The following is a 15,042-nucleotide window of genomic DNA, read 5'->3' on the forward strand; positions in this document are numbered from 1 at the left end:
CGCGACGCATAAACCAGCATTACCCGGAAGCCGCTAGCTTGCAAGGGAAAGGTTCTGAAATGGATAGCATGCCACTGGTGCCGCACAATGATCCGGAGACCGAAGAGGAGACGCACAATCCTGTTCCTCCCCGGAGCCTGGCCGATATAATGAGTTGGGGTGAACAACTGCTACCAATCGCTTATGCAACCTTAGAGGCTTGCTGGATAGCAGCCGTGCTAATAGGCCTGGCGCGCCTCCATTTTTTCGCACTGACTCAACCCTTTGCGCCCCTCTGGGCGCCGTTTCTATTAATGATAGTTTCGGCCTGGTGTGCTTTAATCCTTCCAGATCAAGTATTGCGCAACAACGACGAACGCACAGCACGCACCCATAGTGGCAATCTAGCATTTCTATTTCAAGGTATTAGCGTCCTCTGTGTGGTCTGGGGCACCATCTATGCTGGCGGCGCGGCACTATGGAATCCAGCCTGGTTGATGAGTTTATTATCCGATTTCTTACTCTTCAACCAGACAGCATTTGCTGTTGTTGGTCTGATCTTACTCTCATATGCAATTTGTTATCGTGGCATAAAAATCGCGCGCTACACACTGGAGCCCAGCGAGACGATGCGCGGCATTATTCTGGGCAGTGTCATCTTTCTGGGTGTGTGTCTGCTACCCAATACATCTTCTCCATATGAACAGATCTACCTGCTCCTTTTAATACTAATCTTCTTCTCCTTCGCGCTCCTAACCAGAGCCTTATCCCATGCTATTTTTGTGCGCCAGGAACACCTGACAGGATTGCAGGGCAGCAAATTTACCCAGGATCGCTTGATCCTCTACGCGGTAGGCATGGTCTGTTTGTTTATGGCCATCATTGGCTTAATACTGGGAATTACGATCAATCCGACCCTACTAGCGGCTGTGCAACAATTTCTTTCTCCAGCCGGTAAGGTTTATGATGGAGCGGTCTACATCATTGCCTGGATCATGGCATTCTTAGTCTCATGGATTCCACTGGACCCCCATATGAAACTTACCATGCCAACCATACATCGTATACCGCCCTCCAAACCCCAAGCAAAAAAGCGGCCGCCCAATTTCCTCCGGTTGTACAATCAATAGCGGGCATAATCTTCATTGTCTTGCTGATCGCGCTCATCATCACTTTCATCACCGTCATCGTGATATTGCTACGTAAACGGAAGATTGCCAGGCGCTCATTGGATATACACGAGAGCCTGTGGTCCTGGGAACTTTTCTGGCTACAGCTTAAAACCCTGCTGCTGCAATTCTGGCAACGTTTTAGCCGTCAGAAAGACGAGCAGCCAGTGCAGCTAGAGGAACGTATGGAAGAGGAAGAGGAGCCCATTATGCGCGATGTGCGCGCGATCTATCGCGCCTTCCTACAATGGGCGGCCAGTCGAGGTTATCGGCGACAGCACGCGGAGACGCCACAGGAGCTTAAACAGCGGCTTATCCCACCTTTGCCAGCCTTTGAGCCAGAGATACAAACGGTGACCGAGATATACACGTCAGCGCGCTACAGCCATGTGCTGCCCGATGATGCAGAGATAGCCAGGATGCACCAAAGCTGGCTCGCGCTACAGCGGAAAAGCGCGGAGGGTAACCAATAGCATAGGAAGGGCACTGCCCACAGGGCGACCCTATTCATCACTGAGCAACTCACCCTTATTCACCCGGTAGCGATGTGAGCGCTGCACCAGGTCAGATGGAAAGCCTTCCAGATCCGTAGAGGTCAGCATTACCTGTTCATACTGAGCGACCTGGCAGAGTAGATATTCACGGCGCGAAGCATCCAGTTCGCTAAACACATCATCTAGCAATAAGATAGGTTGATCACCGGTGCTGGCGTGCATAAATGCCAGCTCCGCCAGTTTCGAAGCCAGGGCCGCCGTTCGCTGTTGCCCTCGTGAGCCATAGGATAACATATTTACCCCATTGACCAGGAACTCCAGATCATCACGATGAGGACCGCGCAGGCAGACGCCCTGCAAAATCTCTTTTCTACGCGCCTCGCGCAGTTGTTCGCGATAATGCTGTGGAGCCTCAGACAGGCCCCAGGTGGGCTCAACCCGAAATGAGGGACGATAGATAATCTGTAGTTGCTCACGTCCACCGCTAATCGCTTGCTGGAATTGATTGGCCTGCTCATTCAAAGCATCGACCATACGCCTGCGCTCATAGATAATCTGATTGGCCAGCTGGGTCAATTGCTCATCCAGATAATTGAGCATAGCGGGATCTTCTTGATTCTCACGAATACGTTTCAGGAGAGCCGAGCGCTGGGTCACAATTTTACGATATTTGACCAGCGCCACACTATAGCGTGGCTGCACCTGGCACAATGCCCGATCCAGAAAACGCCGGCGCTCCTCGGGCCCACCATCCACCAGGTGCAAATCGGAAGGAGCAAATAGCACCACCTTCATCTGCCCAATCAGATCGATGGTCCGTTTTGGCACACCATTCACTTTATAGCGCTTCCGAGGCGCATGAGCGGGCAGTTCGATACTACGCTGGCTTACATTCACACCAGAAGCAGCGGCAAAAGTGGGAGGGGTAGGATCTACAATCAACACCTCAAGCTGAATACTATCCTCCTGGCGCTGGACCGTGCCATCCAGGCGTGCCACATGATCGAGCGCCTCCCAGTTCACCACCTCACGATCGCTAGAGGCATGAAAAGAGGTTGCAGTCGCCAGCATGCTCACCGCTTCAAGCAGATTCGTCTTTCCCTGGGCATTATCTCCATGAAAGAGAAATAACCCCCGGCCCAATGGCAATTCTAATTCTTTGTAATTCCGAAAATCCGATAATGAGAGGCGAGAAAGATACATGCACCCATCCGTGGAGATCTACACTAGCAACATAAAAAGAACAGGGCGAGGACAACCTCGCCCTACTATTCCATTCTTATCAGAGCAGCAGATGTGGAAAAAGGTTAGCGATTTGTGCTCATTGGCATGATAACATAAATGTATTCAGCCGCGCTTACCGGCTTAACTACGCCAGGGCGTGCGGCCGAGGTCACTTCCAGCGCCACCTCAGGTGTATCCAGAATCCCCAGCACTTCACCCAGATATCTGACATTAAAAATGATCTCCTGGTCGGGACCATCTACAGCCGCATTGATAGTGGTGATATTGTTCCCAATATCTTCAGCGGTCGCTTCCAGCGTCAGAGAGCCAGCTCCAGCCTCATCACCCTGGCCGCTAGAAATCTTAATACGCGTAATATTAGAGCTATCACGAGCAAATGGTGTCACTGTCTTGACAGCCGCCGCGAATTCTTTTGTCTCGACCACAGCGCGGGTCGTATGCTCCTTTGGAATAGCCGCCTTAATATTGGGGAAGGTCCCTTCGATCAAACGCGAGACCAGGTCGATATGCTCAGTATGGAAGAGCACCTGGCTACGATTAGGCGTCACGACCATCTGGACCGCACCATCGGAGGGCAGGATGCGCGCCAGCTCGCTCAATGTGCGGGCCGGGATCAGAATGCTATTATGGCTGGCCGTATGGCCAGGCAATGGGGCTACGCGCAAGGCCAGGCGGAAAGCATCGGCCGCCGCGAACGAGGTTTCCTCATTGGCCACCTCAACCAGGACACCTGTGAGCACAGGACGCGAATCATCATCAGCCGCCGCAAAGACGACCTGTGAGATCATCTCTTTTAACAGGCCAGCCTCAAGGATAATAGGCTCCTCATCACCTTCTGCACTTGGGATGAGAGGAAACTCCGATGGATCCATTCCCTTGATATTTGCATTACTACCAGTGCTCTTCACATTCACATCATGAGACTCTTCAGCGACCGTTAACTCTACCTGACCCTGACGCAAGCTATTCACCAGATCAGTGAAGGTCTTGGCCGGAACCGTCGTTGAACCATCCTCTAAGACCTCTGCATCAATCAAGCAGTTAATGCCAATCTCCAGGTTTGTGGCCGACAACTTCAGGCGGCCCTGGTCGGTTGACAGTAAAATATTTGCCAGGATCGGGAGCGTACTCCGGCTTGAAACGGCATGGCTTACGATAGAGAGGCCACGACTCAAATCCTGTTGCTTACATGTGATTTTCACGAAAGATTTCCTCCAGACACAACCAAAACGCAGATATTTCCACGCTAGTATAGCGCATGTTGAATACACTTGTAAACGCGAGTGTTACAGGTCTGATTGTCAGGTCTGTAACACGCTAGCTCACCAAAACAGCAGTATTTCGGTTCGCTGCTGCAAGCCAGTCATATCTATCGTACACATACCCCCGAAATGACACCTGACAGCCGATTGGAAAGTGCGTACTGATCGCGCAAAGGGGCAGACTAGTGATAATCATAAAATTGACGAGATATAATACAAAGAACTGTCTTAAAGAGGCAGACGAACAAGCCGCCACCATAATCAAACAGCACAGAACATAGTCCTATTGATGCGAAAAACTAAGAACGAAACGTACACACACCGCCGTGTGGTGTTATAATACACTTATCTACGCAGGGAGGCCCATTCCTGTGCGTCCATCCTTCTATGGACAAGGGCCACCGATTGAGAGGCTGAGATGGTGCCTCAAAATAACGAAGCAACCACAGCTGAAATGTAACGGCGAACGAGCGACGTTTACGATTGCTTTTAATAGCGTGTTACTGAGAGATGAGGGGATGATGACCCATGGCAAAAAAGATCCTTATAATGGACGACGACCCGACAATCGCTGATTTACTCACAGAGGCATTGGCAGATGAAGGCTACGAGACCTTTATGACAACCCAGAGTCTGCGCTTCTATGACGCAGTTCGTGAGCACCAGCCAGATCTCGTCATGCTCGATCTGATGATGCCATACCTGGATGGGCGCGATGAGCTAAAATTGATGACAATGGCAGTTGATCGTCAAATCCCGGTCATTGTGGTAACAGCCTTCCTGGGCGCAGGCAATGAAGAGAAAGAATTTCGCGAAGCTGGCGTAGCTCATATTGTCTATAAGCCATTTGATCTGGATAAACTTGTTGAACTTGTTAAACAAACTATTGGAGAACCTGGGGGAAGAAAAGCATGAGTGCTTCCGTAAGTGCTCCTGTTCGCGTTGCGCTGGATGCAATGGGTGGCGATAAGGCACCCGGTGAGATCATTCTGGGTGCGGTACAGGCGGCCCGTGAATATGGTATTGGTGTATACCTGGTTGGGCGCGAAGAGGTGATTCGCGCCGAGCTAGCCAAACATGACACGACTGGATTGGACCTGCCAATCGTTCATACCGATGAAGTAATTGAGATGGACGATCATCCGGCGACCGCGGTACGCCGCAAGAAAAATGCATCGATGATTCTGGCTTTACAGCTAGTACGCGACGGGAAAGCACTGGGAGCTGTCTCTGCAGGCAATAGCGGCGCCATGATGGCCGCGTCCCTTTTCACGCTCAAACGTCTTCCAGGTGTCGATCGACCGGCATTGGGAGGCATCTTCCCAACCAAAGATAAAGCCTGCCTGGTCATCGATATGGGAGCTAATACCGACTGTAAGCCTGAATACCTGCAACAATTTGCCTTGATGGGCTCCATATATATGGAGCGTATCTTTAATGTCCCATCGCCTCGCGTTGGCCTGCTGGCTAACGGAGAAGAAGAGAGTAAAGGGAATCAACAGGTTATTGATACCCATAAATTATTAAAGCAAAACGCGGCGAAACTGGGGATCAATTTTATTGGCAACGTTGAGGGGCGCGACATACCTGGCGGTGTAGTCGATATTGTGGTCTGTGATGGCTTTGTCGGCAACGTCGTCCTAAAATTAAGTGAAGGCCTGGCCGAAACGCTACTGGGACTGATCCGGGCGGAGATGACCAGTTCGTTAGTGAATAAGTTAGCCGCCGCCATTTTAAAACCTGGCTTGCGCAAGGTCTTCAAACGCCTCGACTATGCCGAATATGGCGGTGTCCCTTTGCTTGGTATCAATGGTTCAGCGATTATCTCGCATGGTCGTTCCAACGCCAAAGCGATTAAAAATGCTATTCGCGTCGCTCGCCAGACCGCCGAGACAGGCGTGGCCCAGGCAATCGCAGAGGGATTAACCAGAATAGAACAGAGCGAGCAGCCTCAGCCCGAGGTACAACAGGTAGATAAATAACATGGGTATAATGCCAGGCGCTCAGACAGCTGCCTGGCATACCGCTTCGCACCAGCATAAGAGCAGTACCAGCATCAGGCTTTAAAGCAATAGCCCACTCCACGTACAGTCTGAATGAGATGCGGATGAGCGGGATCTTCCTCTAACTTTTGGCGCAGCCAGCGCATATGAACATCAACCGTGCGCGACCCTTCCACCTGCTCATAGCCCCAGACTTGCTGGAGCAGCCGTTCACGCGACAATACAACCCCTTGATGACGGACCAGATAAAGCAGCAGATCAAAAAGGATCGGCTGATTGAGCTCTATACAGCGACCATTATAGGTTACCTGATGGTGATCTATATCGATGAAAAGCCCGTTAACCGTCAGTTGTTCTCCTTCAGGATAGATTATCTTCTTGCGTATACCTGGTCGCGCCGAAGAGCTCTTATGCTGGCTACGACGCTTACCGCTGCGCACCAGGGTATGAACACACGCCAACAACTCCTCCCACCAGATCGGCTGCACGAGATAATCATCGATCTGGATGGGAGAATGTTCAATACGGGTAATCTCAATCGTGCTATTTACCAGCAGCAATTGCGCGATTGAGGCCGTCAGTGGCTCTGCGCGCAAGGCCTGGCAAACAGCAAAATGGTCAGCATAGCACAATTGTGCATCAAAAATAATCAAAGAGGGCTCAAGCTTACAAGCCTGATCAACGACCACGCTGCTTTGCTCTAAAACGTGGACAAGATAAGACTCCTCTCGCAATTTTTTAGAGATATGCTGAGCAAGGTCTTTATTTTGTACGACAATCAGAATAGTTCGTGGCATCGCTGAATTCCTTGCGATAAAGTATTTGGGGAGGCTACCTAAAAAATCTCATACGGAGAAGTTATGAGCGGAAAACGTAGCCAACGCCACGGACAGTTTGGATGAGTTTGGGGCTGGCCGGATCTTCTTCAAGTTTTTCGCGCAGCCAGCGTACATGTACATCCACTGTACGTGTGTCGCCAGCATAGTCGTATCCCCAGACATTGTGTAGTAGTTGATCACGAGTCAGTACAGTACCACGATTGCGTACCAGGTAAGTGAGCAGATCAAATTGCTTCGGCTGAAGCTCTAGTTCTTGCCCACGGCAATTGACACGCCGTCCCGCCTGGTCAATGCGCAGGGGTCCCGCCACCAGTTCACTACGTGGTGGAACTATCCCCCCTTTATCCGTAGAAGCGTCCTGTGTGGAAGAACGATCTTCCAGCGACACAGGATAATCCGCACGACGTAACAAGGCACGAACACGGGCCAACAGCTCACGACGTCCAAAAGGCTTGGTGACATAATCATCTGCCCCAACCTCAAGTCCTACCACGCGATCAATTTCATCACCCTTAGCGGTCAACATGATGATGGGAACAGTTGCGGTACGGTCTTCGCGCCGCAACTGTCGGCATACTTCCAGGCCATCCATGCCTGGAAGCATGATATCAAGCACAATCAGATCTGGATTTTCTTTACGCGCCAGTTCCAGGCCACTCATGCCATCCATGGCCGTGATAACCTGGTAGCCTGACTGTTCCAAATTGTATGCAATGGCTTCGATTAAGACCGCTTCATCATCCACTACAAGTATTTTACGCACCGCAGCAGCCTCCTGCCTGGTCTATCTTAGCCGAAACGTCCACTGATATAATCTTCCGTTTCTTTCTGATGTGGGTGCTCAAAGATATCCACAGTCGGCGCCACTTCGATCAATTTACCGCTGAGGAAAAAGCCAGTAAAGTGAGAAACGCGGGAAGCCTGTTGCATATTATGGGTCACAATCACGATCGTAAAATCTTTCACCAGGTCGGTGATCAGTTCCTCGATCTTCAAAGTTGCGATTGGATCCAGGGCCGAACAAGGCTCGTCCATCAACAGTACCTCAGGCTCGACAGCCAGAGCACGCGCGATACACAGACGTTGCTGCTGACCACCAGAGAGTCCCAGGGCGGACGTATTCAGGCGATCCTTCACTTCATCCCAGAGTGCGGCTCCCCGCAAGCTGGCCTCAACACGCTCGTGAATAAATTTCTGCGATTTGCCCTGCACCTTCAAACCAAAGGCAACATTTTCAAAGATAGACTTGGGGAATGGATTAGGGCGCTGGAACACCATACCGATACGCTGGCGCAACAACACTACATCGGTCTTCTTATCATAGATATTAAAGTTATCGAATACCGCCTCTCCCTCGGTACGCGTGCCTGGGATCAGATCATTCATCCGATTCAGGGTACGTAAGAAGGTGGATTTACCACAGCCCGAGGGGCCGATCAAGGCCGTCACCTGGCGATCGCGCAACGGCAAAGAGACATCGTATAAGGCCTGCTTGGGGCCATAAAAGAAATTGGTATGACGTACATCTATCTTTGTATTAGCAGACGTATTTAAAGTTTTAGTCGGGTCAAACTCGCCCATATGGCGAGCGGCATCAGAAACTGCGGGCATGTTTTCCTTGGACTCCGTCTCATCTAGAGGCCGAACTTGATAGCTCTGAGCTACATGTGTCCGATCCTGGCTTTGCTTCTCCATCACTTCTCCTTATAACTCGTTGAGCACAATGGATTGGTACTGTATGCTAGGCTAGGCCAATGGATACTCTTTATGCAATGGGATGGCGGCATCAACAATCAGACGATCATCAACAACAATCAAGCGAATATAACGTCCTGCCAATGCCTTGCTAATGAAGTAAGGCCGTCCTTCATAAGAGATATGACCACTTCGTGCGACCTTGCGTGAATAGATATTCGCGCCCTCTGGAAGGGCCATGTTTTCAGCAGGGCTATTCGCTGAAATGTTTATCATGAGCTGATCCTCACTTCTCATTTGTTTTATACTATGCGTTAAGCAGCCATGACCCGGCGCTGGACAAGACGACCCAGGAGGCGCGAGCCAAGGTTAATCACTAATAGAATGATAATGAGCAGGCCCGCCGATCCAGCCGAGACCGCATTGGCAACATTTTCTGGGACGGTACCCGCACCGACAGTTTTAAGAAACCAGATATGGATCGTTAGATTGTCAGTACTGATCATGGGATTCAACGTGTATACATTTGAAGGATTCGAGGATCCCATAGTAAAGATAAGCGCAGCCGCCTCAGCGATGACTTTACCGGCCGAGAGCACGATACCGGTGATGATACCCGGTAGGGCCGAGGGCAATACCACAGTACGGATGACATGCCACCTGGTTGAGCCTAAAGCCAGGCCCCCCTCGCGCTGCTCACGTGCTACCGACACCAGCGCATCCTCAAACAGGCGCAAGGCCACTGGAAAATTGAGGCAGAGCAATGTCAGGGTACCAGACAAGCGGCTCAGCCCAAACCCAGGACACTGGAGAAGACCAGGTAACCAAACAAACCAAGTACAAGAGAAGGTACACCAGCCAGCGTCTCAGCAGCAAAGTGAATAACTGTCACCAGCGGTCCCTGGCGCGCATATTCTACCAGGTAGATAGCTGCGGAGAGGGCAATGGGTATGAGAATAATCTCAGAAAAAACCAGCAGATAGATAGTATTGAAAATCTGTTGACCAACGACGTCGGTCCCATAAAAATCTGGATTGATCAGATAGGGGACACCATCGACCAGCAGCTTGACAATAATGACAATAAATAGCAGTGCCACCAATGCGCTTATAATAGCCAGGATACTGCTGGCAATATTATTACTGAGATGGAGCCGACGACCCAGACGTTCCAGGGCAGCCACACGTTGTTGCCGCTGCTCATTATCGGCAGAAGCGGGCGAAATTTGTTGCTGAGCACTCATTTATACACACTCCTACTGGCAATATAACGGCTCAAGCAGATAAACAAGAACGAAATGATCAAGAGGACAAAGCCCAACATAAGATAACCATTGCGCTCTGTGCCAGAGGCCTCAGAAAAGTAGTTCAGGATGCCATTGGTGATATTGATATTTGGCTGGAAGAACCACCCAATTGAGAATGGGCCATTCGGCAAGTGGGTATCACCCTGAAGCACCATACCAACCGCCAGCGCCTCACCAATCGCGCGCGTCATTCCTAACACCACTGCGGTAGCCAGACCAGCTGATGCAGCAGGCAACACAGCGCTCTTCATCATCTGCCAGCGGGTTGAGCCAAGTGCCAGGCTTGCTTCACGTACATTCGCAGGTACCGCATTAAGTGCATCCATCGAGACGCTCACCACGGTTGGCAGGACCATCACCACCAGGATTAAGGTGGCCGCACCCCAGCCCACGCCGGCATTAGCTGCACTCGGCGCGATGGGAGCCGCGATCTTTGTCAACCAGGGCACCAGCACAATCAAACCCAGGAAACCGATAATAACTGAGGGCATACCCGTAAAGATCTCAATCAATGGACGTAACAAATTATTCACCCATTTAGGCGCCATCTCTGTCAGATAGAGGGCCATGGCAAAAGACAATGGAGTCACAATAATGATTGAGAGCAAGGTCGTAACAACCGAACCTAAGATGAAGCCAAGCGCTCCATAACTGGGGGAATCAGCAGTGGGATCCCAATTGGAACTGGTAAAAAAGTTCTTCGCGGCTGGATCCTGGAACATTTTCAAACCGTTGAAGCCCAGAAAGATAAATACGCCAAAGATAATGGCTACAACTAGAACGGCACAAACCAGGAAAATACTATGTGCGACCTGGTCGCTAACGCGACTGCGCCGAGTTCGTACGCTACGGACGTCTTGCGAGGCCTGAGCATTCACACTATTAGCCGCCACAATGCACTACTCCTTACCTGAGGGAACACGCTTAAGATTATTCGTTATCGTGTATGTTCCCTGGGACAGTCTGTAGCGGACTGTTCCAGGGACATAGTATGTGATACGTGACTTCCGCCACCTGAGTTCAAGCTTGAAGTTGAAACTTAGGCTTTAGGAGTTTTTGCAGCCAGGGCATCGGATGACAGTGAACTGATATCCAGGAAGCCATACTGCTGGCGCAAGGAGGCAGCATCTGTACCCTTGACATAATCGATGAACGATTTTGCCAGGCCACTTGCAGCACCTTTGGTGTACATGTGCTCGATGTTCCAGAATTTGTAAGTGTTAGACTCTACATTGGTTGGAGTAGGATCCTGACCGTCAATTTTGACAGTGGTCAGATTGTTCTTTTTAGCAAAGTCAATGGTATCGTAAGAGATCGAACCGCTCTTACTCTGTACGTTGGCAGCAACGTCACCAGAAGTTTTAGCAGTGCTATGGCTGGCACCAGAGACGGTCTCGTCAGAACCACCAAGAACATATTTCGAGAAGGTGTTACGAGTACCGGAACCAGAAGGGCGGCTGATGACAGCAATCTGCAGATCAGGGCCACTAACTTGTTTCCAGTTGGTAATTTTACCGGTGAAGATACCTTTAATCTGATCAGAGGTCAGGTTGGTTACACCAGTGACGTCTTTATTGATGATTACAGCAAAGATAACAACAGCAACCTGGTTATCGGTCAGGTCAGAATATTCTGGATTCTTTTTCAGGCTGACGAAGTTGTCAGAGTTACCAATCTGCAGGCCGCCCTCATGGACACCTTTCAGACCAGCGCCACTACCTGTCAGCTGGGTTGTAATATTCGCGCCGGGACACTGGCTCTGGTAGCTCTTCGCAGCAGCCTGGACCAGGGGTCCCAGAGCGGTTGAACCACCTGTGCTCAATGTGCCAGAAACACAATCGATCTTGGCCGTGGTTGTGCTAGCAGTGGTTGCAGCTGGTGTATTAGCTGCTGGTGCGCTGCCGGTTGAAGCACCACAAGCGGTCATCAGAATACTCAGCATTGCTAAGGCAGTCATAATAATTGCAATGCGCCACTTTGTTAACATAGATACTCCTAACTCTCCTAATAACGAGTCATGAAATTATTCGCGCAGAAAATAAATCGAAAATTCTAGAATTAGAATTTCTTTATCTGTTGTTGTCGCATTCATAAGTTAGCATTGTTGAATTAACCATGCTTTATGGATATGTTAATTTACTGTTAAAATTCATCCATTTAATATAAATACCCCCTCTTACTAGCGCACATATAATGTGTGAGCAGTAAAGGGGGCGATTAGAGCTATGAGTAGTAACAATTAAAATGGGGCTGGCTAGCCAGCGGTTTTATCTGAGGGCTGTTCAGCCAGGTCTTTCTTTTTGCGCCGGGCCGCGCTACCTAATTTCCCGATGCGGCGGTAGAAATCGGGATCCTGGCGTGACTTTGTGGTATCTCCACCCTTCTTCCCCATTGCCGAGAAATGCTTGACCCCATACTTATTAACGTTGGCCTGCCCACCTTTCTGGGCGATCTCACGATAATACTCACTACCACGCTTCTCTTTTAAAGAGGTCCCTCCTTTTTTTCCAATACGACGATAGTAGTCATCACCATATCTATCGCGTACTGTACTACCTCCCTTACGACCAGCTTCAACTGTTGACATTGGCACGGGTTTCACATCATCAGACAACATAACACTATCCCTTCCCCCGGACTTCTACCCCGGCAACCTGGAGACACCTGCATCAGATAACCGATACAGCTCCACCACACTCCATACATCTACATGCACTAAAATAAGGCACAAAAAAAAGTGCCCCGTAGGTACCGATAAATCTTCCCTAAGAGTATAATGCATGTTTTATTATTTTGTCAACAAAACGGCCAGATATAGCCCTTCATGTACTTCCATACATTATGGAATAACTGGACAAATATTAGGAAAGGCAGTATACTAGCAGGCGTATGGATGAAGGTCTCTTATCCATTGGTAACCATGCCCATTTAGTGAGCTACATATTTCTGTCCAGGGAGTCAAAGAACAGAATGTACGAATCGCCCAGCCCGGAAACAAACAGTACAGCGTCATCATTCATCCACAAGCTTCGTGCTAAAATAGCGCTCATACCCTCCCGAGGGCTCTTTCAGCAGACACTGACGGCCATACCTGTGCATACAGTTTATTCGAGACCAGAAGGCCAAAATTCGCCATCACAGAGGGATTCCTGGCGTAGCCTGGTTACAGCATGGATACGCTATCAGACCATTCAAACGCGCTGGGATATCGAGCGCAGTCTTGCCAGATTGCTTCATCGTCGCTGGGGAAACACCCACAAAGGCAAATAATCCAGTCACAAAGTAGAGCATGCGGCCAGAGCCGCTAGCTGCTCTGATTATTTCTGTTTGCGTTTACGTCGAGGGGAAGTGGTCTGGTCCAGGCCCAGGTCACCTGTGCGGCGGATACGTGGACGTTTTACATTCTTAACCTCATCGGCCATATAACCAGGATATTTCTGGGCGGTACGCATATGCTGGCGTAGCATCTTCTGCTCTTTGAATTCGATTGAGAGGCGACGATAGAGATCTTCCCAGATATCCAGTACCTTGACCCGATCATGGGCGGAAATAATCTGCAAACTCTGCTGACCCATCTGAGCCCGCCGCTCAGCATCTCCCAACAAGATATCCATTTGCGCAGCCAGCTCATCACTATCTCCAGGTGTAAATAAGAAACCATTGGCCTCATGATGTACCAATTCTGGCAGGGCATACGAATTGGCAGCAATCACCGGCAGACCACAGGCCATCGCCTCCATGGTCGCCAGGCTCTGGAGATCAGCTTCTGAAGGGATCACAAAGAATGAAGCAGTACGACGTAATGAGAGCAGATCTTCATCGCGCACAAAGCCCAGGAAGCTGACCCGATCCCCAATACGTAATTCTTCCACCTGGGCTCGCAGTTCAGCTTCAGCAGGACCAGAACTCACGAGGGCTACATGGGCATCAGCCTTCATGCGAGCAACTGCATTCAACAAGACATCGACCCGCTTCTCTTCACTCAGACGATTGACATGCAGGATCAAAGGTTTATCTTCTGGCAGGCCGAATTGCCGTAAAATCTGAGGCTCAGGCTCACCAGGCTGATATCTCTGCAGATCGATCCCATTTGAAATAGCGGCTGCGGGCGCCCTTAGACCATGCTCATAAAGCAGATTCAGGGCGGTCATGGTTGGCGCGGTCACATATTCACAGCGATTACAAAAATTGATGAGGTAAGAATAGGTGATATTGCTAAAATGCTTGCCAATAAAGGGATCTGCACTGAGCGAACGACTCATATTAATAGGTAGATAATGATTGGTGGTAATCACAGGTTTACGCAAACCACCAGCCAGTAACTGGGCAATATTGCCAAGCACAATAGGAGAGTGTATATGGATAATATCGGGGTCAGAGCGCTTGATCAGATTACGCACAGGTACAAATGGTAAGAATGGAATACGCAAATCTTTGTAGGTAGGCCATTCAAACGAAGAGAAACGATAGACACGTACCTTTTGTTCCATACGACGTACATCGCGCGCCCCATAACTGGGAGCAACCACCCACACCTGATGTCCTCGATTGGCAAAATCGGTCGCCAGCCCATGAGTTACCATAGGAACACCACCCACCATCGGGGATACTGATCAGTTACAATCATTATACGCATATCTACCACTCACTTCCCACAAGGGACACTGCCATACACAGATTAAGCTACAAACGTTATGTATCATACAGTACGCTTCAGGTTACTACTCTCGACTCGGCTCTTTTCGATCATAGCCCATTTATAGGGTTCAAATAGGATTCAAGCGAGAAAGACAGGCCTTAGCTATTGTGACACCAAAGCATACGTCCTTAGGATATCACAATCTGTTCAAGAAGTGAAAAATTTCCTCCAAATGAGCCAGGGGTTTTTCATGTTCCTCTTTGGCGCCTGCGGCGCCGGGTGTGGAGTGTGGGTGGTGGGCGGCCGCGGCCGCCCACCACCCACACTCCACACTCCACACTCCACACTCCACACTCCACACTCCACACTCCACACCTGAAAGAGACGAACGTGAAGAAGCCCTGCAAATGA

General features: G+C 49.9%; 16 protein-coding genes. 4 read left to right on the top strand and 12 right to left on the bottom strand.

From position 1 onward, the window contains the following. Window positions 1–59: 59 nt before the first annotated feature. Together EL645_RS09915 and EL645_RS09920 are read left to right on the top strand one after the other, a co-directional pair. Window positions 60–1,109 carry a hypothetical protein gene (locus EL645_RS09915; RefSeq protein WP_136625191.1) on the top strand — a complete coding sequence of 350 codons (1,050 nt, stop codon included), beginning with the start codon at window positions 60–62 and terminating at the stop codon, window positions 1,107–1,109. 20 nt (window positions 1,110–1,129) lie between these two features. Further along, window positions 1,130–1,621, top strand: a complete 492-nt coding sequence (locus EL645_RS09920; RefSeq protein WP_161977272.1) for a DUF4129 domain-containing protein — start codon at window positions 1,130–1,132, stop codon at window positions 1,619–1,621. Window positions 1,622–1,651: 30 nt separating this feature from the next. On the opposite strand, the gene recF is transcribed toward EL645_RS09920, so the two are convergent. Both recF and dnaN read right to left on the bottom strand, forming a co-directional pair. Next, entirely contained in the window at window positions 1,652–2,845 is a 1,194-nt protein-coding gene (gene recF, locus EL645_RS09925) for a DNA replication/repair protein RecF (RefSeq protein ID WP_126549878.1), read from the bottom strand. Window positions 2,846–2,949: 104 nt separating this feature from the next. Continuing rightward, window positions 2,950–4,089: a DNA polymerase III subunit beta gene (gene dnaN / locus EL645_RS09930; protein WP_161977273.1), complete on the bottom strand. Its 1,140-nt coding sequence runs from the start codon at window positions 4,087–4,089 to the stop codon at window positions 2,950–2,952. Window positions 4,090–4,677: 588 nt separating this feature from the next. Between dnaN and EL645_RS09935 the strand changes: the two genes are divergently transcribed. After that, the gene (locus EL645_RS09935) at window positions 4,678–5,064 is read left to right on the top strand and encodes a response regulator (protein ID WP_126549880.1); all 387 of its coding nucleotides are present in this window, start codon (window positions 4,678–4,680) and stop codon (window positions 5,062–5,064) included. Further along, entirely contained in the window at window positions 5,061–6,131 is a 1,071-nt protein-coding gene (gene plsX, locus EL645_RS09940) for a phosphate acyltransferase PlsX (protein WP_126549881.1), read from the top strand. The genes EL645_RS09935 and plsX overlap by 4 nt, the downstream gene beginning before the upstream one ends. Window positions 6,132–6,205: 74 nt before the next feature. On the opposite strand, the gene EL645_RS09945 is transcribed toward plsX, so the two are convergent. The 10 genes from EL645_RS09945 to EL645_RS09990 all read right to left on the bottom strand — a co-directional run bounded on the left by EL645_RS09945 (window position 6,206) and on the right by EL645_RS09990 (window position 14,593). Further along, entirely contained in the window at window positions 6,206–6,949 is a 744-nt protein-coding gene (locus EL645_RS09945) for a response regulator transcription factor (RefSeq protein ID WP_126549882.1), read from the bottom strand. Between the two features lie 61 nt (window positions 6,950–7,010). Next, window positions 7,011–7,754, bottom strand: a complete 744-nt coding sequence (locus tag EL645_RS09950; RefSeq protein WP_126549883.1) for a response regulator — start codon at window positions 7,752–7,754, stop codon at window positions 7,011–7,013. A gap of 26 nt (window positions 7,755–7,780) precedes the next feature. Next, window positions 7,781–8,572 (bottom strand): phosphate ABC transporter ATP-binding protein PstB, encoded by a 792-nt coding sequence (pstB, locus tag EL645_RS09955; RefSeq protein WP_126554110.1) that lies wholly within the window; start codon window positions 8,570–8,572, stop codon window positions 7,781–7,783. Between the two features lie 165 nt (window positions 8,573–8,737). After that, window positions 8,738–8,962, bottom strand: coding sequence for a hypothetical protein (locus EL645_RS09960; RefSeq protein WP_126549884.1), 225 nt, complete (start codon window positions 8,960–8,962; stop codon window positions 8,738–8,740). A gap of 38 nt (window positions 8,963–9,000) precedes the next feature. Next, window positions 9,001–9,468 (bottom strand): ABC transporter permease subunit, encoded by a 468-nt coding sequence (locus EL645_RS09965; RefSeq protein ID WP_246035330.1) that lies wholly within the window; start codon window positions 9,466–9,468, stop codon window positions 9,001–9,003. A 5-nt stretch (window positions 9,469–9,473) separates the two neighbouring features. Beyond that, window positions 9,474–9,929 (bottom strand): ABC transporter permease family protein, encoded by a 456-nt coding sequence (locus EL645_RS09970; protein ID WP_126549886.1) that lies wholly within the window; start codon window positions 9,927–9,929, stop codon window positions 9,474–9,476. Then, window positions 9,926–10,885, bottom strand: coding sequence for a phosphate ABC transporter permease subunit PstC (pstC, locus tag EL645_RS09975; protein ID WP_161977274.1), 960 nt, complete (start codon window positions 10,883–10,885; stop codon window positions 9,926–9,928). Before pstC ends, EL645_RS09970 begins: the two co-directional genes overlap by 4 nt. Before the next feature lie 146 nt (window positions 10,886–11,031). Then, a complete protein-coding gene (locus EL645_RS09980; RefSeq protein ID WP_126549888.1) occupies window positions 11,032–11,979 on the bottom strand; it encodes a phosphate ABC transporter substrate-binding protein in 948 nt (315 codons plus the stop codon). A 267-nt stretch (window positions 11,980–12,246) separates the two neighbouring features. Next, a complete protein-coding gene (locus EL645_RS09985) occupies window positions 12,247–12,609 on the bottom strand; it encodes a hypothetical protein (protein WP_126549889.1) in 363 nt (120 codons plus the stop codon). A 700-nt stretch (window positions 12,610–13,309) separates the two neighbouring features. Next, window positions 13,310–14,593, bottom strand: a complete 1,284-nt coding sequence (locus EL645_RS09990) for a glycosyltransferase (RefSeq protein ID WP_126549890.1) — start codon at window positions 14,591–14,593, stop codon at window positions 13,310–13,312. Between the last annotated feature and the right edge of the window lie 449 nt (window positions 14,594–15,042).

The organism is Dictyobacter kobayashii (assembly GCF_003967555.1).
In the GTDB taxonomy this organism is placed as follows: domain Bacteria; phylum Chloroflexota; class Ktedonobacteria; order Ktedonobacterales; family Ktedonobacteraceae; genus Dictyobacter; species Dictyobacter kobayashii.